Source organism: uncultured Roseobacter sp. (assembly GCF_947488185.1).
GTDB lineage: Bacteria > Pseudomonadota > Alphaproteobacteria > Rhodobacterales > Rhodobacteraceae > Roseobacter.
This window is the reverse complement of the sequence record NZ_CANKYM010000003.1, coordinates 225,475-242,225: the sequence shown is the minus strand read 5'-3', so window position 1 is coordinate 242,225 and position 16,751 is coordinate 225,475. Positions and strand designations below refer to the sequence as shown.

Here is a 16,751-nt window from a genome sequence, read left to right as displayed (position 1 = left end):
GCTGACACGCCGGGTGTGAATTTTTAATAGTAGGTCGCAATCTTCGTTGCAGACAGCTTTCGAGCAGTTACTGATAGTAGCTGCCGGAGCGGAGCGAACTATGGATAACAAACTACTTCTGATCATCATCGACGGCGTGCCCTGGCGCAATTGGCGTCGGCTGTTTGGCAATCTGGAGGGTTGGGTGGACAGTGGCGATGCCCGTGTGTGGAAAATCCGCTCGGTGCTGCCCTCAACCTCGGCCAGCTGCTATGCCTCGATCCACACCGGAGTGGCCCCTGCCGTGCATGGCTGCACCGGCAATGACAACGTCTTTCGCCTGGGCCAGCCAGATGTGTTTGGACAAATTCGCAAGGTCGGCGGCATCACCGGGGCCGTAGCGCATTCGTACTGGTCGGAATTCTTCAACCGTGCGCCCTTCGACCCGGTGCGGGACATCGAATATGATGAACCAGAGAGCGACACGATCAACCACGGGCGGTTTCACACCATGTCAGGCTACGGTCTGATCAACCAGATGACCCCGTCGGATGCTGACCTCTTCGCCACCTTGACCCGCCTGTGCGAGACCCGCCAGCTTAACTACGGCATGCTGCACAGCTGTACGCTCGACAGTATGGGGCACCGGTTCTTCCACGAGTGCCAGGAGATGGATCACGCCTGTTTCAAGCTGGACGAGATGCTGGCCCCCTACATCACCCGCTGGCGTCAGGCTGGATACGAGGTGATCGTGACCGCCGATCACGGGCAAGACGCGCGCGGCCATCACGGTGGTCGCGACCCCCTGCAACAGGAGGCGGCACTCTACTACTTTGGCGCGGCGGAAGGGCCAGACCCGGACGCCGAAATTGACCAGCTGCAACTCGCGCCTACGATCCTGACACGTCTCGGGGCACCAGTTGCCGATACCATGAAGGCACGCGCCTTCCTGCGCTGATTATTCCGCCGCCACAGCAGTGCTGGCCAAGACCCAAGGGCGTACAAAGGCACTAAGCGCGTGGGCGATGGCGTCTTCCCCTGCCCCGTTCGCGTCGATCTGTGCGACCAGCCCGCGCTTCTTGTCATCGACGACCGAGACAACGCGCGCGGTAACCCCGGCCTGTTCCAGCGCCTGATTGTAGATGCGGGTGATCGCCATCTTGCGCAGGTCGGGCTTGAAGATCTTGCCGACAGCCGTCTTGGGCAGCTCATCCATGATGGTCATATGCTTGGGCTGTGCCGCCCGTTCGTGCACATGCTCCTTGCAGAAGGCCAGCAGTTCCTCTTCGGTCACACTCACGCCGTCCACCAATTCGACAAAGGCGCAGGGCACCTCACCTGAATGCGCATCCGGCTGGCCGATGGCCCCGGCAAAGGCGACCGCCTCATGGTGCAGCAGGGCCTCTTCGATCTCCGCAGGGTCGATATTGTGACCGCCACGAATGATCAGGTCCTTGGCACGGCCCGTGATCCACAGATAGCCGTCGGGATCGACGCGGCCCAGATCACCGGTGCGCAGGTAGTCGCCATAGTAAAGCTCTTTGTTCTTCTCTTCCTCGGTGTAGGTATGGCCGACAAAAACACCGGGGTTGGACACACAGATTTCACCGATTTCATCCACATCCGCCTCGACCGGGCCGTCATTGGTGGTCTTGTAGATCTTCACTTTGCAATAGGGAAAGGGCACGCCAATGCTGCCCACCTTCTTTTCCCCGTCCACCGGGTTGCAGGAGACAAGGCAGGTCGCCTCGGTCAGCCCATAACCTTCGACCAGCGTCACGCCCGTCGCCTTTTCGAAGCGGCGGAACAGCTCTAACGGCAGCGGGGCGGAGCCGGAAAACGCCGTCTTCACCGTGCTGACATCGGCGTTGATCGGGCGTTGCATCTTGGCGGAAATCGCCGTGGGCACCGTGATGATGAAGGTGATTTTCCACCGCTCCACCAATTGCCAGAAATTATCCATCACACCTTCGCCGCGATAGCCCTGTGGCGTGGGAAAGATGACATGTGCGCCAGAGGTCACCGCCGCCATGAAGATCACATGGCAGGCAAAGACGTGAAACAGCGGCAGCGGACACATGATGTTGTCTTCTTCGCTGAAGAGCAGCTCCGTGCCAATCCAGCCGTTGTAGATCATCCCCGAATAACGGTGCTGCGCCACCTTGGGCATGCCCGTGGTGCCGCCAGTGTGGAAATAGCAGGCGACGCGGTCTTCATCGATATCCTCGAAGCTCAACGTCGTGGGTTGCTTGGCCACTTCCTCGCGGAAATTCAGGTATTTTGCGTGGTTCTGCACGCTGCGCTTGGGCCGAATGAGCGGTACGATCCAGGACTTCGGCGGCGTCAGGTAACGCAGCAGGTCAACTTCGAGTACGTTGGTCACATTGGGCGCAAGGGCGACGGCTTCGGCGGTCTTGTCGGCCACATCCGTCTTGGGGAACGGGCGCAGGGTGACCACGACCTTGGCATTGGTTTCGCGCAGGATGGAGCCGATCTGCTCGGCATCCAGCAGCGGGTTGATCGGGTTGACGATCCCGGCCACGGCCCCGCCCATGAGGGTCAGCACCGTTTCATTGGCGTTCGGCAGGACATAGGCGACGACATCCGTCTCCGTCACGCCCAGGGAGCGGAAGAGATTGGCCGTCTGGGTGACCTGATCCTTGAGCGCCGACCAGGTGATGGTTTCGGCCTTGTCCTTCGGGCCCGAAAAGATCTGGTAGCTCACCGCGTTGTGGTTTGGGAATTTCCCTGCCGTTTCACTCAGCAAACCATAGAGAGTATTCGGCAGCGGGCGGTCCGCCCACGGCATTGCAGCCTCGATGGCATCGCGATCTTCGATCCCGGCAAAAGTCATTCAGTTTCCTCCCAAAACGCCCATTTTCGAGCTTATTCTCAGTGGCAAGAAAGATGGAGCCAAATACCCGATTGTGCAAGCTTTCCCGGCACGCGCGCGCCTTTTGGAACGCTGCGTAAAAACATGTGACGTAAGGACAAGAAGAAACTGTAGCCGCAGCAGCTCTGCAATCACAGGTTATTCTGCAGCGATGCCATCTGTGAACTGCAACCGCGCCAACCGGGCATAAAGCCCGTCTTCGGCCACCAGCTTGTCGTGCGGGCCGCTGGCCACCACCCTGCCCTGATCCAGCACGACAATCCGGTCGGCCTTTTTGACCGTGGCCAGCCGGTGCGCAACGATCAGCGTCGTGCGTCCTTTGCTGAGCGTGTCGACGGCGGTCTGCACCGCGCGTTCGCTTTCCGCATCGAGCGCGCTGGTGGCTTCGTCCAGCAAGAGCACGGGCGCATCCCGCAGGATCGCCCGCGCGATGGCGATCCGTTGTTTCTGTCCGCCGGACAGCATGACGCCCCGCTCACCCAGATAGGCATCATATCCGTCAGGCAGTTTTTCGATGAACTCATGCGCGGCGGCGGCCTTGGCAGCCGCCTCGATCTCAGCATCCGACGCATCGGGGCGGCCAAATCGAATGTTGTCCCGGGCAGAAGCGGCAAAGATCACCGGGTCCTGTGGCACCAGCGCCACAACCTTGCGGAACACATCCCGCCGCAGGAGCGACAGGTCCACGCCATCGAGGGTAATGCGCCCTGAATCCGGGTCGTAGAACCGCAGGATCATCTGGATGATCGTGGTCTTGCCTGCACCCGACGGGCCGACAAAGGCCACGGTTTCCCCGGGTTCAATCTCAAGGATCACCTGCTCCAGCGCGTTGATCCCCGGTCGCGCCGGATAGGCGAAGGTCACATCCTCAAAAGCGATACGCCCGGTCACGGGCTCCGGCAAGCTGAGACCGGTGTCAGGGTCCTTGACCGTGTCTTCGGTTTGCAGCAGTTCCACCAGACGTTCCGTCGCCCCTGCAGCACGTTGCAATTCGCCCCAGATTTCTGACAGGGCCGCAACGCCACCGGCGACCATCACGGCGTAGATGACGAACTGCACCAAAGCGCCTTGGGTCATGTCGCCGGCGCGCACATCCCGCGCCCCGATCCAGAGCACGCCGACGATGCCAGCAAAGACCAGAAAAATAACGATCACCGTCATCAGCGCCCGTGTGGATATCCGGCGACGGGCCGCATCGTATGACAGCTCCGTGACGTCCGAAAACTGCGTGCGGCTGGCAGCTTCATGGGTGAAAGCCTGAACGGTCTGAACCGCGCTAAGGGTTTCGGAGGCATTGCCGGAGGAGGCTGCAATCCAGTCCTGATTTTCGCGGCTGAGCACCCGTAGCCTGCGGCCCAGCACGAGGATCGGCACGATGACCGCAGGCACGATCAACAGCACCAGTCCGGTGAGTTTCGCGGATGTCAGCAGCATTAGGGCAAGACCACCAACAAAGATCAGCAAATTGCGCAGGGCAATCGACACGGAGGACCCGATGACCGACAGGATCAGCGTGGTATCCGTCGTGATGCGGCTGAGCACTTCGCCGGTCATCACCTGTTCATAAAACGCCGGACTCATCGCGATGACGCGGTCAAAGACGGCCTTGCGTATGTCGGCCACCACGCGTTCACCCAGCCGGGTCACCAGCATATACCGAAGCCCGGTGCCAACGGCGAGCAGCGCCGCGATACCCAGGGCGGCAGCGAAGTATTGGTCAAGGATATAGGCGTTTTCCGTGTCGAAATTATCAACAACACGCCGAACCGCCAGAGGCAGGGTCAGCGAGATAACCGCGGTCATGACCAGGGCCGCGATTGCCGCAAACATCAGCCGCCGGTAGGGCCAGATGAAAGGCAATAAGGCTGCAAGCGCACCGATCTTTTTCGACTTTGCGCGTTCTTCTGTCTGCCCCGGCGCTGCGGGAGCCGGGGGCGTGCCACGGGCCATGTCGTATCCTTCGTCGTCTGCTCTCTGTCATGGCGACCTGCGCCGCAAGGGTCAAGAGATCGCGCCGTCTCAGGGCACGATAGGGCCAAAATGCCGCGTCCCAACGAAGGATTGTAAATGTTCATGGAGAAGATGGAGCGGGCGGCGGGAATCGAACCCGCGTCATTAGCTTGGAAGGCAGTGGCTTAAATTTCATTTATCCTATAACTATCAGTATTATACATGAGACAGATTTCCTTTTTTTTGCAGGCAATTTGTCAGGATAATCTTTCTGGAGCGGGCGGCGGGAATCGAACCCGCATCTCTTGCTTGGAAGGCAAGGGTCTTACCATTACACAACGCCCGCTCAACAAAATCAGGTACTATTTCATACCCATATGAGCGTCAAGTAGATCCAGCCAAATGGCATTGACGGCTGAAGCAAGTGGCAACGAATTCGTCCCAGACCTGCCGTTTATCCAATCAGGCACACGCTGCGGTGCGGCCATTCATTAGCAGTGGTTTAGCGCCGGATGAAACCTCTTCTTTGCTGCATTCAGGTTGAAGACAGAGATTCGAAACCAAGCGAGCACCGGCGCAACAAACATGGAGTTGGGACTCCACAGTAAGTTAGGCGACAATCTCGTGAGCCAATGCGTTTTTCCTGTAAATGCTTTTGGTAGGGGTTGCTTGTCCCGGTGACTAAGCAGGAATCGGTGCGCGATCCGCATCGATATAGGCGCTAGGTCTTAACCATGACTGCACATTTCGAGTTAGCGACGGATCCCCCAGCACGGACAAATCACCGGATTTTATCGCGTCCTTGTAGGTCCGGTCGCCCATCCAGACATCGTGCATGGTGCGGACCGAGCAATCAAAGAACACATTCACATCCTTGCCGGGATCTTTCAGACAGATTTGGGTCTTGTTGTTCTGGACCAGCAGCCACCAGTTTGGCTGCTCGGACAGGTCCGCAAAGCGAAATTTAATGACCGTTTCATCACCGATCAGCTTTTCGGGATCAATGCTGCGTTCCAGATAAAACATCAGAAACTCGACGTCGAAATCCTCATCCAGGATCGTGTGCCGAGCCCAAAGCAGGGACCATTTACCCAGGGAGATGATGATCGGCAGCAGCGCCTGGCAGGCTTCGGTCGGAAGGTATTCATAGCCGCGTTGGCCGGGAATCTGGCGACGCACAACCATCCCCTTGTCTTCGAGCGTCTTCAGACGGCCGGTCAGCAGCGCAGGAGAGATATCGCCAAGCCCGCGCTGCAACTCGGTGAACCGCCGACCGCCCATCAGAATCTCACGGATGATCAGAATGGTCCACTTCTCCCCCAGGATCTCAGTGGCTTTCGCGATCGGACAAAACTGGTTGTACTGCATCTTTCCAAACTCCCCGTGGCATTTTAGCAGGTCTGCTTCATTTTGTGTAGTTGGTTACTCTGCTTTCTGTAGTGCATCGCTACTGTCCGTGAAGTAGCTGCTTCGCCACCGCCTCCATAAAAGTCGCCCATCCGGTCTGGACATGCACCAGACCGCTTCTTTGCACTGACGCCCCTTTGGGCATGGAGACTTAAAATGAACATTCAAAACAGACAGGCCGCAGTCGCTGCACCGTCACCGCTTGTCGATTTCTGGAACGATGTACTGGCACCGAAATTCATGGCCTACCGCCACATACTGGTTGGCGGCCTGTCGAGGCATAGCTCTGAAATCATGCCCGCCCTCGATGTACGCCGCGGCGACCACGTGCTGGACGTCGGCTGCGGGTTCGGCGACACGGCGGTGGAGCTTGCGCTGCGGGTCGGCCCGGACGGTGACGTCCTCGGCGTGGATTGCTGCCGGGCCTTCATCGACTATGCGTATCAGATGGCGGGTCTGAGCGAGCTGCCACACTTGCGGTTCGCCTGTGACGATATCGAACGGAGCACCTTTGACAGCAGCTTCGACTTCGTGTTCGCCCGCTTTGGAACGATGTTTTTCGCCAATCCGGTGGCCGGTCTGCGCGCAATGCGCGCGGCGATGGTCCCAGACGGCCGGATGGCACATATCGTCTGGCGGCGACGGGCCGACAATCCCTGGCTGATCGCCGCACGGGACGTGGTTCAAACCATCCTGCCCAAGCCCGGCGAAGACGCCCTGACCTGCGGCCCCGGCCCGTTCTCTATGGCCGACGAGGCGACCACCCGTTCTCAGATGGAGGCCGCCGGTTTCACCGAGATCGCCTTCCAGCGCATCGATGCCAAAGTCATGGTCGGGCGCACGATTGAGGAGGCCGTCGCCTTCCAACTGGCGATTGGCCCGGCGGGCGAAACCTTCCGCGAAGCCGGACCGCTTGGCGAAGAGCGCCGCGCCGATGTCGAGGCCACCCTCGCCGAGATGTTCGAAACCGTCGAGACGAATGACCAGGGACTGTGGATGGACAGTTCCTCCTGGCTCATCACCGCGCGCAATCCTGCGGGCACCTGACCTCCATCCAAACGCAACCCCTGAAAGGAAAGACTATGAACACCGCAGAAACCACCGTCGACAACGGCGTGAACACCGAAGCCCTCTTGGGCGCGCGCGGCGCGTTCGCCGACATGCCCGAGGCGGCTTCCTTCACCTTCAGCAGCACCTGTGACTGGGTCAGCGGGACGCAAAGCAGCAGCGCGATCAACGGCTATTTCGGTCTCGGACAGGACCATGTCCGTAAGGAAACCTTCGTGATCACGTCCGATCACCCCGAGGTTTTCGCCGCCGCTGACACCGCCCCGACACCGCCGGAAATAGTGCTCTCAGCGCTCGGCAGTTGTCTGACCGGTGGCGTGGCCGCCGTCGCCCAGCATCGCGGCATTCAGCTACACAAGGTGCAGGCCATCATCGAAGGGGACATTGACGTGCGCGGCATCCTCGGGATGGACCCCGAGATTCGCAACGGCTTCAAGTCGGTCCGCGTCCGGTTCGAGATCGACGCCGATGCCTCGGCCGACGACATCCGTGCGCTGGTGGCCCAGTCGCAGAAACGCTCCGCCGTATTCGATCTTCTGACCAACCCTACCAACGTTCACGTGGACATCGCCTGAAGCGGCACCAAACAAGAAGGGCGCGTGTCGTGAAACAGATATCGACCATCATTATCGGTGCCGGGCAAGCCGGGCTCGCCATGAGCAAGTGCCTCACGGACCGTTCGGTCGCCCATGTGGTGATCGAACGGGGCCAGATCGCGAATTCCTGGAGCACCGAACGCTGGGATAGCCTGCGTTTGCTGACCCCGAACTGGCAAAGTCGTCTGCCGGGTTATTCCTATTCGGGCAATGATCCGGACGGTTTCATGAACATGGCCGAGATCACGGGGTATCTCCGCGCCTATGCGGCGCAAAGTGCGGCACCGGTCGAGGAAGGCGTGACCGTCACATCGGTCACTGTTCAGAGCTTCGGATACCGTGTTGAAACCACAAAGGGGGACTGGCTCTGTGACAATGTGGTTCTGGCGACCGGGGCCTGTGCGCAAGCCAATGTTCCTCCGTTGGCGGGCCAGCTGCCATCCGGAATAAGCAGTCTGACGCCGATGTCCTACAAGTCGTCGGCGCAGATCAATCCGGGCGGCGTCTTGGTCGTCGGCGCCTCGGCAAGCGGGACGCAGATCGCCTCGGAACTCATCACCGCAGGCCATGAGGTCACACTGGCCGTTGGCACACATATCCGCGTTCCACGGCTTTACCGAGGCCACGATATTCAATGGTGGATGGATCAGAGCGGCGTTCTGGATACACGGGCCGACCAGATGGATGACATTGATCGCGCGCGGCGCGTTCCCGCCCTTCAACTGGTCGGGGACCGGTCCATCGACGCCCTGGATCTCAACCACTTGCGTCGGCAAGGCGTTCAACTCGTCGGCCGTCTTGTTGGAATCCGAGACGGATACGCCCAGTTCTCGGGGTCCTTGGCCAATTACTGTGCGCTTTCGGATCAAAAGATGAACCGGTTGCTGGAAGGATTTGACCTTTGGGCAGAACGCCAGTCGCTGATCGGACTGGAGCCGCCTGAAAGGTTCGACCCGACGCATGTCGATCTTGACCCCGCTTTGCGGTTGCGCCTCCACGACAGCCACATCCGCACCGTGATCTGGGCCACCGGCTACCGTCCGGATTTCCGCTGGCTCCATCTTCCCGTATTTGACACGAAAGGGGCCCTCAGACACGCCTTTGGTGTCGTGGCGCCTGGCCTCTATGTCCTCGGACTGCCGTTCCAACAGCGCAGAAAATCCGGGTTAATCGACGGCGTCGGCGCGGATGCCGAAACCCTGTCAAACCACCTCATTCTAAACCGAGCCAATCGCGCCGCATAACAAGGAAATCGAAAATGACCATCGAAGTCACAGAACAGGTTCTGGCCCCAACTCGGACGGATCGGGATGCTCATATTCAGGAGAGCCAGGAAAAGGTCATTGAGCGCCTCTCGGCCGATCCTTCAAAAGCCGTAAAAACACTGGCGATGTCGGGATCCGTCGATGACGGGTTGGCCTGCAGGGTTACGCAAGGGCCGCACTCGGCTGTCATGGACATGGGGATCGCCATGGGCGGCGAGGCCCGCGGACCGTCGCCCGGGTTTTTCGGGCGCGCTGGCATTGTCGGTTGTGTCGCGATCGCAACGAAGATGACGGCGGCCCGCGAGGGGTTGGAATTCCGATCGGTTCACGTCGATCTGGAGATGGACAGTGACGATCTGGCAATCTTTGGGCTGGGTGGTAAGAAGGCCGCGCCCTTGCAGACCCGGATCACGATCCGGGTCGATACAGACGAGCCCGTAGATGCAGTTGCGAGCCTGATCGAGCGGGTCCTTGACGCAGATCCCTGGTTTCTGGCCCTGCGCGATCCGCAGGCTGTTTCGGTCAGATGGCAAAAGGTACAGCCGCGGTGAGCGTGAGAAACTAGATATGTCTGCCGAAGCAACAGAGCCGCCGATTGGTGAAGATGACACTACCGGGCAAACCCAGGCGTAAAACAGCACATCTGTCATTCGCTGCAGCATTGCAAAGTGAAAGGTATGAGCTCTCAGCCAACCTCGGAGCAAGCACGGCATCTCGCCGTTAGTCCGATCTCACTCCGGTGGCGGCCCACTGCTGCCATTGGCCAACTTTTCAAGATGCTGCGATCGCAGCCCGCATAGCCGCCATTCGCTGCACCTGCGCGATTTTAAACCTGTCTGAGGTCTCAAGAGCGGGACAAAGTGAGCTTCTGCTGCGCCTGCTCCAAGGTCTGCTAGTAGACGATCACGTCTTGGACTGGGCGACGAAGGGACATGGGCAGCGCCGGAGCACGACCGAAACGCACGACCAGATCGGGGCGGGCATTCGGCATTCCGAGCCAACGCGCGAACCTTGAACGAAGGGAGGGCACTTCAATCGGTTGATTGATATGTGCATTTCTGATTCCAAGTGCCGTGGCCTGAAGCGAGAAGCGTTCAAAGCTTCTTCCCACTCTGATCCAATGCAGTGGATCGGCTTGATCACCGATGAAAACAGCAACGCCAGCCGATGATCCGATATGATCTCTGTATTTGGCGTTCTCGGCGTCCTTTGTGAAAAACGCGTCGAAGAAACGACCGCCGATCCAATCCGGCATGACCGGGTTTCCGGAACAGGCACTGAATAGCCCGTCGGCGTAGTTAATGGCCTCGTTGGGGCTGAATCTCAGCCAATCGCGCAATTCCGCAACAAAGGCCGGATCATCCATCTGCGCACTGTTTCCCTCGACAACGAAGTCCGAGATTGTTTGAAGCTCTGCCGGCTCAGTGACAATCAATACCGACACCCCGTCTTGCTGCGCGGCTGTATTCAACAGGTCAATGTCGCTTGCGGAGATGGGTTGCCCGTCAAAGGCGGAGCGCGTCGATTGTCTGAAAGGTATTGCTTGGTAGAGTGTGTCACCGACAGGTGAGCCGTTGCCCAGCATGATGTCAATTCGAGCCTCGTGGCTACTCTGGATCGTCACGTCGGCAGGGCGACCATGCGCGCCTGCGGCGACGACAAGGTTTTCGGCGGCACATCCCAAGCTTACGTAGAGATGATGGTCATCGGGGTCGACCACCTCCGTTCGGCGCGACAAGTCCGGTAGGATCTCGACCCCTGCATCGGTAAGGCGGTATTTCCAAGGCTGCGTGTTGTGACCGTTCGCTGCAAGCGTCGACATCCTGACCAAATCTTGCAGTGTCGGATCACTGGTTAGTAGCTGCCGCTGACGCTCTGCCTCCTCATGGTATCCATCCAGGCGCGGCCAAAACCCATATCCAAGGATTCCAATTGCTGCAACGGAAAGACCCGATGCGATCAATGTTCGACGCGCAAGCATGGAACTCTATCCTCCTGTGGTAGTATCTATCTGAACTCCTATCATTTTGCTTGGTGACGGCGTTGACGCGTATCAATCGGGATAGTGGTATAAGAACATCGAATGGCTAGTTTTGGCGCTCTGCACCGGTTGGTTCAAAACGCAGCATCCGCCCAAAAGGGCTCTCTGCCGCCGTTGGAGCGGGTGCAGCATTTGATCAGCGGGACCTAAGGCTCCGGATGAGGACGGCCAAAAGGAGACATCCAGCCGCGATCATTTCGCCGCGGAGCGGTATGACTAAACTTCGGTTCAACGCAGTCGTAAGAAGGGGCGGACACCGATATGTATCGTTCCGCAACTACTTTATTTGATTCCCGATAGATTGCGACCGGAGCTTCAGTGAGAAATCATCCAAGGCCGTTTCGTCGGAAAGCTTTTTGACCCATTCGGGTGGTGCAGCGTCTTGCTTGGCTTTTTCGTGGCCCCGCCGCAGCACCCGCAGTTGGGTCCGTGACTGCTGCGCTTGGGACTATCGGCGGAGCGCTCATTGGTTTCATGCGCATGGCGCGCGGTGCTGGAGATGGCCGCAAGGCGCGGAACCGTCAGCAAGATACGTGGCGCCTTGGTGCCGCAGGCCGGGCAATCGCAGGGATCGGCAAACCGGCTCATCGGCATCATCTCTTCAAACACGCCGCAATCGGCACAATTGTATTCATAGACGGGCATTTCTGCTCCTCTTTCTTGGTGGCAGATGGATCAGGCGCCCGGCCCCACTCTTCCCCGATTGCCGCTTCGGCGCGAGAAACAGGGCCGGACTGAGGTAGTTCTACAAGTCCGGGGCCAAAGGTATGTCGAAAGAACCGTCGAGATAGGTACTTGGTCCGGTCGCATTGGGCATCATATCCCACTCAAAAATGTCATTGGGCAGCCAGAGCGTCGCACATGCATTTGGAATATCCACAACACCGGAGATGTGCCCTTGTACGGGTGCCGTTCCCAAAATCGCGTAAGCCTGTGCGCCCGAGTAGCCGAATTTCTTGAGATACTCGATCGCATTCAGGCAGGCCTGACGATAGGCCACGTGGACATCGAGGTAATGCTGCTCCCCGCTTTCATCGACCGAAATGCCTTCGAAAATGAGGTAGTCATCGTATTTGGGCGTAATTGGAGATGGCTTGAAGATGGGATTGCGGATCGCATATTTTGTCATCCCTTCCTTGATCAGCGTCACCTTAATGTGCAGCCAACCTGCCATCTCGATTGCGCCACAGAAGGTGATCTCCCCGTCGCCTTGGCTGAAATGCAGGTCGCCCATCGAGAGACCTCCGCCGTCAACATATACAGGGAAGTAACACACCGCACCGCGGCTCAGGTCTTTGATGTCGCAGTTACCGCCATGCTCGCGGGGAGGCACGGTGCGCGCTGCCTCAGCAGCAGCGGCGTCACGTTCTTCGCCCTTCATGGCGCCCATATGCGCGCTTTGCGTGTTGGGCAAGGCGGCCAGTGGTGGGACACGCTCCGGGTCGGTGTTCACCAACTTGGTCTCCCGCGTGTTCCACATATCGAGCATTTTGCGATCTGGCAGACATCCGATCAGCCCGGGATGAATAAGCCCCGCATATTTCACGCCGGGCACGTGGCGCGACTTGGTGAACATGCCGTCGATGTCCCAGATGGATTTCTGTGCCTCTGGGAAATGCTCGGTCAGGAAGCCGCCGCCATTTTTTTTGGAAAAGAAGCCGTTAAAGCCCCAAAGCATGTCTTCCTTGGCACCAATATCAAGGATTTCGACAACCATCAGGTCACCCGGCTCCGCACCTTTCACCCCGATTGGGCCCGACAGGTAGTGCACCTGCTCCAACTCCACATCGCGCACGTCAGACGCGTCATCATCGTTTTTGATCTGCCCGCCGGTCCAGTCATAGGTCTCGATCTTGAAATCGTCGCCGGGCTCGACCCAGACATTAATCGGGATGTCGGGGTGCCACCGGTTGTGGATGTTCTCGTTGGTGTGGGGACTCTCGGACAAGTCCACCGAGATCAATGTGTCAGCCATATCTGGCTCCTCCTTGAGTTGGTTATACGGATAGGAATTTTGTGACTTTGGCCTCGTCGACGCTGTCGCGCGGGCTGTCATGAACGAAGCGGCCGTTTTCGATCACCATGACCCGGTCCGCCACGTCCAGCGCGAAGCTAAGCACTTGCTCTGAGACAATGATGCTCAAACCCTTTTGGTCGCGGATTTTGCGCAAGGTGCGAGCCATTTCCCGAATGATCGACGGCTGAATGCCTTCTGTCGGCTCATCGAGCAAAAGAACCTTCGGGTTTGATGCCAGCGCGCGGGCGATGGCCAACTGTTGTTGTTGTCCACCTGACAGGTTGCCGCCGCGCCGGTTCTTCATTTCCAACAGCACAGGGAACAGCTCATAGATATCATCAGGCACGGTTTTCTGCCCGGTGACCGTCAGGCCGGTCTCGACATTCTCTTTCACCGTCATCGCCGAGAAAATCATCCGGCCCTGCGGCACATAGGCGATCCCGTTGGCGACACGTTGGTGGGATTTGAGACCCGTCAAAGCGGTATCACCGACCCGGACCTCTCCGCCACGCTCGGGCATGATGCCCATGAGCGTTTTCATCAGCGTTGTTTTTCCCATACCGTTGCGGCCCAATATGGCGACAATCTCGCCGGGCTTCACATCAAGATTGAGGCCATGAAGCACCTCGCTTTCGCCATAAGAGGCACGCAGGGATTGAACATTCAGCATAGCGGCTCTCCTTAGTGGCCCAGATAGACTTCGACGACTTTGGGATCGTTCTGCACCCGCTCCATTGAGCCTTCGCTGAGCGTTTTGCCTTGATGCAAAACAGTGACGCGGGTGGCGATATCGGCCACAAAGCCCATGTCATGTTCAATCACGATGACGGAGCGGTCCTGGATGATGCGGTTCAGAAGCTCCGCCGTTTTCTTGCGTTCGGCCACCGACATACCGGCGACCGGCTCGTCCAGCATCAACAATTCCGGGTCCTGGATCAGCAGCATCCCGATCTCCAACCATTGCTTTTGGCCATGGCTGAGGAAGGCGGCTTTCTCATCAAGCTGATCTTCAAGGAAGATCGTCTCTGCAATCTCGCGAATGCGGGTTTGCACAGGGTCGTCACGCCGGAACATCAGCGCACCAAAGACACTGTGGCCTTTGGGATAGCTCAGCTCCAGGTTTTCGGAGACGGTAAGGTCCTCATAGACGCTGGGGGTTTGGAACTTTCGCCCAACGCCCGCATGCACGATCTGGTCCTCGCGCATGGACAGAAGTTCTTTGTTTTTGAACTTCACGCTGCCGCCTGTGGCTTTGGTGCGTCCACAGATCAGGTCCAGCACCGTGGTTTTGCCTGCGCCATTGGGGCCAATGATGACATGGCAGGCGTTTTTCTCGACATAAAGGTTGAGCGAGTCGACCGCCTTGAATCCATCGAAGGAAACGGTGAGGTCCTCGACCTCAATTATCATTTGCTCGGACATAGGTTACTCCGCTGGTGCGCGTTCGGCGACGGGTTTTAGGGTGTCAGTCCCGGGGCGTTGGAACCGCTTCATCAGGCGCGGCTCGATCTTTTCGGACCACAGCCCGGCCAAGCCGTTCGGGAAGAACATCACCACCGCGATGAACAGCCCGCCCAGGCCAAGGAGCCAAAGCTCGGGGAAGGCCTCGGAGAACGAGGTTTTGGCCCAGTTGACCAGGAGCGCGCCGTAAACGGCGCCAAGGATCGACAAACGCCCCCCGACAGCGCAAAAGATCACCATCTCAATCGACGGAACGATCCCCACGAGCGTCGGCGACATGAAGCCCACCTGCAGCGTGAACATGGCCCCGCCAATCCCTGCAAAGGCGGCGCCGAGGCAGAAGATGAAGATCTTGAAATTGGCCACGTTATAGCCTGAGAAGCGTACGCGATCCTCCTGATCACGCATCGCAATCAGCAACCGCCCCAGCTTGGACTTACGTACATATTGCGCGATCAGCAGCACCGCGAAAAGTAGCACACCGTTGACGAAGTAAAGCGTTGTCTTGGCCTCATCGGTGCGAATGTCCCAGCCCAGCAAGGTCCGCAGGTCGGTGATCCCGTTCACGCCGCCTGTGTAGCCTTGCTGCCCAATGATCAGGATCGTCAGGATCGCGGCAAAGGCTTGCGTAATGATGGCGAAATAGACCCCGCCAACGCGGCGCGTGAACATTGCAAAGCCGATGATGAAGGCGAAGAGCACTGGCACTGCAACAACCGCCAAAAGTGCCAGCGGCAAGCTGTAGAAGGGTTGCCACCAAACCGGCAGCTCAGTCAGCTGGTTCCAATCCATGAAATCGGGGATACCCGGGGTGGACTGGATTGCGGTGTTTTCGGGCGTCGAGGCTTCGAGCTTGAGAAACATCGCCATGCAGTAGCCACCGAGCCCGAAAAAGACGCCTTGGCCGAGGCTCAGGATGCCCCCTGCGCCCCAACACAGCGCCAGCCCGACCGCTACGAAGGCGTAAGTGAGGTATTTGCCAAAGAGATTGAGACGGAAGCTATCGAGCATGGCCGGCAGCAGAAGGAAAATCACCGCAGCCAAGATCAGAAAGCCGATCAGCTCTTTACGGGACATGAAAGAAGAACGTGTCATCTGAGCCGGCCCCTTACTTACGCAGTTTCATGGCAAACAGGCCTTGCGGGCGGATCATCAGGATGCCGACTACGACGAGCAGCGTCAGAACCTTCGCCATCGAGCCGGACAGGAAGAACTCCATGATCGACTGCGCTTGAGAGATCGAGAAAGCCGAGGCAATCGTGCCCAGAAGCGAAGCGGCACCGCCGAAGACAACCACTAGGAATGTGTCGACGATATAGAGCTGCCCAGCCGTGGGCCCTGTGGAGCCAATCATCGTGAAGGCGGAGCCCGCGACGCCAGCGACGCCGCAACCGATGCCGAATGTCAGCCGGTCGGTCCATTCGGTGTTGATGCCCACCGCCCCGGCCATCACCCGGTTCTGGTTGATTGCACGCACCTGCTTGCCCCAGTTGGACCGGAACATCAGGTAGTAGATGCCCAGCGAGATACAAACTGCCAGCACCATCACGAAGATGCCGTTGATGGGGATTTCGACCAGGTCCGTAAGTGGCAGCGACCCCATCATCCAATCAGGGATGGAGACTCCCACCTCCCGCGCGCCAAAGACGCTGCGATAGACCTGCTGCAAAATCAGGCTAAGGCCCCAAGTCGCGAGAAGCGTATCAAGCGGGCGTTTGTAAAGATGCCGGATCATCGCCCATTCGACCAGCAGCCCAAGAGCACCTGAGACAATGAAGGCAAGAAACATCGCGATAAAGAAGTAAATGCTGAAAAGCGCCGGTACGTAGTCGGCAAAGAAATTCGACAGAAGATAGGTCACATATGCGCCGAGGATCATGAACTCCCCATGGGCCATGTTAATGACGCCCATCTGGCCAAAAATAATTGCCAGACCAAGCGCCATCAGCACGAAGACAGAGAAAAGGATCAGGCCAGCAAAGCCTTGCATTGCGAAGATCGCACCAAGCTCTGGCCAAGAATAATCGGCAAACATAACGGACAGCTCCTAAAGGGCAAAAGGTGATGGATGTGA

Annotated in this window: 15 protein-coding genes and 1 tRNA gene; 5 read left to right on the top strand and 11 right to left on the bottom strand. The window is 58.4% G+C overall.

Annotation, left to right across the window (positions count from 1 at the left end):
- Positions 1-100 precede the first annotated feature (100 nt).
- Positions 101-937 (top strand): alkaline phosphatase family protein, encoded by an 837-nt coding sequence (locus Q1A52_RS12320; RefSeq protein WP_300015631.1) that lies wholly within the window; start codon positions 101-103, stop codon positions 935-937.
- Here the strand turns inward: Q1A52_RS12320 and Q1A52_RS12315 are convergent, their stop codons facing one another.
- The 4 genes from Q1A52_RS12315 to Q1A52_RS12300 all read right to left on the bottom strand — a co-directional run bounded on the left by Q1A52_RS12315 (position 938) and on the right by Q1A52_RS12300 (position 6,190).
- The gene (locus tag Q1A52_RS12315) at positions 938-2,833 is read right to left on the bottom strand and encodes an acyl-CoA synthetase (RefSeq protein WP_300015628.1); all 1,896 of its coding nucleotides are present in this window, start codon (positions 2,831-2,833) and stop codon (positions 938-940) included.
- A 177-nt stretch (positions 2,834-3,010) separates the two neighbouring features.
- Positions 3,011-4,822 (bottom strand): ABC transporter transmembrane domain-containing protein, encoded by a 1,812-nt coding sequence (locus Q1A52_RS12310; protein ID WP_300015625.1) that lies wholly within the window; start codon positions 4,820-4,822, stop codon positions 3,011-3,013.
- A 272-nt stretch (positions 4,823-5,094) separates the two neighbouring features.
- A tRNA-Gly gene (locus tag Q1A52_RS12305) sits at positions 5,095-5,168 on the bottom strand.
- 335 nt (positions 5,169-5,503) lie between these two features.
- Positions 5,504-6,190 (bottom strand): winged helix-turn-helix transcriptional regulator, encoded by a 687-nt coding sequence (locus Q1A52_RS12300; protein ID WP_300015622.1) that lies wholly within the window; start codon positions 6,188-6,190, stop codon positions 5,504-5,506.
- Positions 6,191-6,385: 195 nt separating this feature from the next.
- Between Q1A52_RS12300 and Q1A52_RS12295 the strand changes: the two genes are divergently transcribed.
- The 4 genes from Q1A52_RS12295 to Q1A52_RS12280 are packed head-to-tail and all read left to right on the top strand — an operon-like array spanning position 6,386 to position 9,709.
- On the top strand, positions 6,386-7,276 hold the full coding sequence (locus Q1A52_RS12295) for a class I SAM-dependent methyltransferase (RefSeq protein WP_300015619.1): 891 nt from the start codon (positions 6,386-6,388) through the stop codon (positions 7,274-7,276).
- A 35-nt stretch (positions 7,277-7,311) separates the two neighbouring features.
- Positions 7,312-7,872 (top strand): OsmC family protein, encoded by a 561-nt coding sequence (locus Q1A52_RS12290; protein WP_300015616.1) that lies wholly within the window; start codon positions 7,312-7,314, stop codon positions 7,870-7,872.
- Positions 7,873-7,901: 29 nt separating this feature from the next.
- Positions 7,902-9,137, top strand: a complete 1,236-nt coding sequence (locus Q1A52_RS12285; RefSeq protein WP_300015613.1) for an NAD(P)-binding domain-containing protein — start codon at positions 7,902-7,904, stop codon at positions 9,135-9,137.
- Positions 9,138-9,151: 14 nt separating this feature from the next.
- The gene (locus Q1A52_RS12280) at positions 9,152-9,709 is read left to right on the top strand and encodes an OsmC family protein (RefSeq protein ID WP_300015610.1); all 558 of its coding nucleotides are present in this window, start codon (positions 9,152-9,154) and stop codon (positions 9,707-9,709) included.
- 341 nt (positions 9,710-10,050) lie between these two features.
- Here Q1A52_RS12280 and Q1A52_RS12275 read toward each other — a convergent pair whose 3' ends face one another.
- The 7 genes from Q1A52_RS12275 to urtB form a co-directional block, all read right to left on the bottom strand.
- Positions 10,051-11,139, bottom strand: coding sequence for a Tat pathway signal protein (locus tag Q1A52_RS12275; RefSeq protein WP_300015607.1), 1,089 nt, complete (start codon positions 11,137-11,139; stop codon positions 10,051-10,053).
- 375 nt (positions 11,140-11,514) lie between these two features.
- Complete coding sequence (locus Q1A52_RS12270; RefSeq protein WP_299605251.1) at positions 11,515-11,844, bottom strand: zinc ribbon domain-containing protein; 330 nt, start codon at positions 11,842-11,844, stop codon at positions 11,515-11,517.
- A gap of 100 nt (positions 11,845-11,944) precedes the next feature.
- On the bottom strand, positions 11,945-13,174 hold the full coding sequence (gene fmdA / locus Q1A52_RS12265) for a formamidase (protein WP_300015604.1): 1,230 nt from the start codon (positions 13,172-13,174) through the stop codon (positions 11,945-11,947).
- 22 nt (positions 13,175-13,196) lie between these two features.
- Entirely contained in the window at positions 13,197-13,886 is a 690-nt protein-coding gene (urtE, locus tag Q1A52_RS12260) for an urea ABC transporter ATP-binding subunit UrtE (protein ID WP_300015602.1), read from the bottom strand.
- A gap of 11 nt (positions 13,887-13,897) precedes the next feature.
- A complete protein-coding gene (urtD, locus tag Q1A52_RS12255) occupies positions 13,898-14,638 on the bottom strand; it encodes an urea ABC transporter ATP-binding protein UrtD (RefSeq protein WP_299605259.1) in 741 nt (246 codons plus the stop codon).
- 3 nt (positions 14,639-14,641) lie between these two features.
- Positions 14,642-15,772, bottom strand: a complete 1,131-nt coding sequence (gene urtC, locus Q1A52_RS12250; protein WP_299605261.1) for an urea ABC transporter permease subunit UrtC — start codon at positions 15,770-15,772, stop codon at positions 14,642-14,644.
- A 13-nt stretch (positions 15,773-15,785) separates the two neighbouring features.
- On the bottom strand, positions 15,786-16,712 hold the full coding sequence (gene urtB / locus Q1A52_RS12245; protein WP_299605264.1) for an urea ABC transporter permease subunit UrtB: 927 nt from the start codon (positions 16,710-16,712) through the stop codon (positions 15,786-15,788).
- Between the last annotated feature and the right edge of the window lie 39 nt (positions 16,713-16,751).

What these genes read in the sequence shown, in the direction of transcription:
- Q1A52_RS12320 (WP_300015631.1), top strand. Translation starts at nt 101, where the DNA reads ATGGATAACAAACTACTTCTGATCATCATCGACGGCGTGCCCTGGCGC.
- Q1A52_RS12315 (WP_300015628.1), bottom strand. Translation starts at nt 2,833, where the DNA reads ATGACTTTTGCCGGGATCGAAGATCGCGATGCCATCGAGGCTGCAATG.
- Q1A52_RS12310 (WP_300015625.1), bottom strand. Translation starts at nt 4,822, where the DNA reads ATGGCCCGTGGCACGCCCCCGGCTCCCGCAGCGCCGGGGCAGACAGAA.
- Q1A52_RS12300 (WP_300015622.1), bottom strand. Translation starts at nt 6,190, where the DNA reads ATGCAGTACAACCAGTTTTGTCCGATCGCGAAAGCCACTGAGATCCTG.
- Q1A52_RS12295 (WP_300015619.1), top strand. Translation starts at nt 6,386, where the DNA reads ATGAACATTCAAAACAGACAGGCCGCAGTCGCTGCACCGTCACCGCTT.
- Q1A52_RS12290 (WP_300015616.1), top strand. Translation starts at nt 7,312, where the DNA reads ATGAACACCGCAGAAACCACCGTCGACAACGGCGTGAACACCGAAGCC.
- Q1A52_RS12280 (WP_300015610.1), top strand. Translation starts at nt 9,152, where the DNA reads ATGACCATCGAAGTCACAGAACAGGTTCTGGCCCCAACTCGGACGGAT.
- Q1A52_RS12275 (WP_300015607.1), bottom strand. Translation starts at nt 11,139, where the DNA reads ATGCTTGCGCGTCGAACATTGATCGCATCGGGTCTTTCCGTTGCAGCA.
- Q1A52_RS12270 (WP_299605251.1), bottom strand. Translation starts at nt 11,844, where the DNA reads ATGCCCGTCTATGAATACAATTGTGCCGATTGCGGCGTGTTTGAAGAG.
- fmdA (WP_300015604.1), bottom strand. Translation starts at nt 13,174, where the DNA reads ATGGCTGACACATTGATCTCGGTGGACTTGTCCGAGAGTCCCCACACC.
- urtE (WP_300015602.1), bottom strand. Translation starts at nt 13,886, where the DNA reads ATGCTGAATGTTCAATCCCTGCGTGCCTCTTATGGCGAAAGCGAGGTG.
- urtD (WP_299605259.1), bottom strand. Translation starts at nt 14,638, where the DNA reads ATGTCCGAGCAAATGATAATTGAGGTCGAGGACCTCACCGTTTCCTTC.
- urtC (WP_299605261.1), bottom strand. Translation starts at nt 15,772, where the DNA reads ATGACACGTTCTTCTTTCATGTCCCGTAAAGAGCTGATCGGCTTTCTG.
- urtB (WP_299605264.1), bottom strand. Translation starts at nt 16,712, where the DNA reads ATGTTTGCCGATTATTCTTGGCCAGAGCTTGGTGCGATCTTCGCAATG.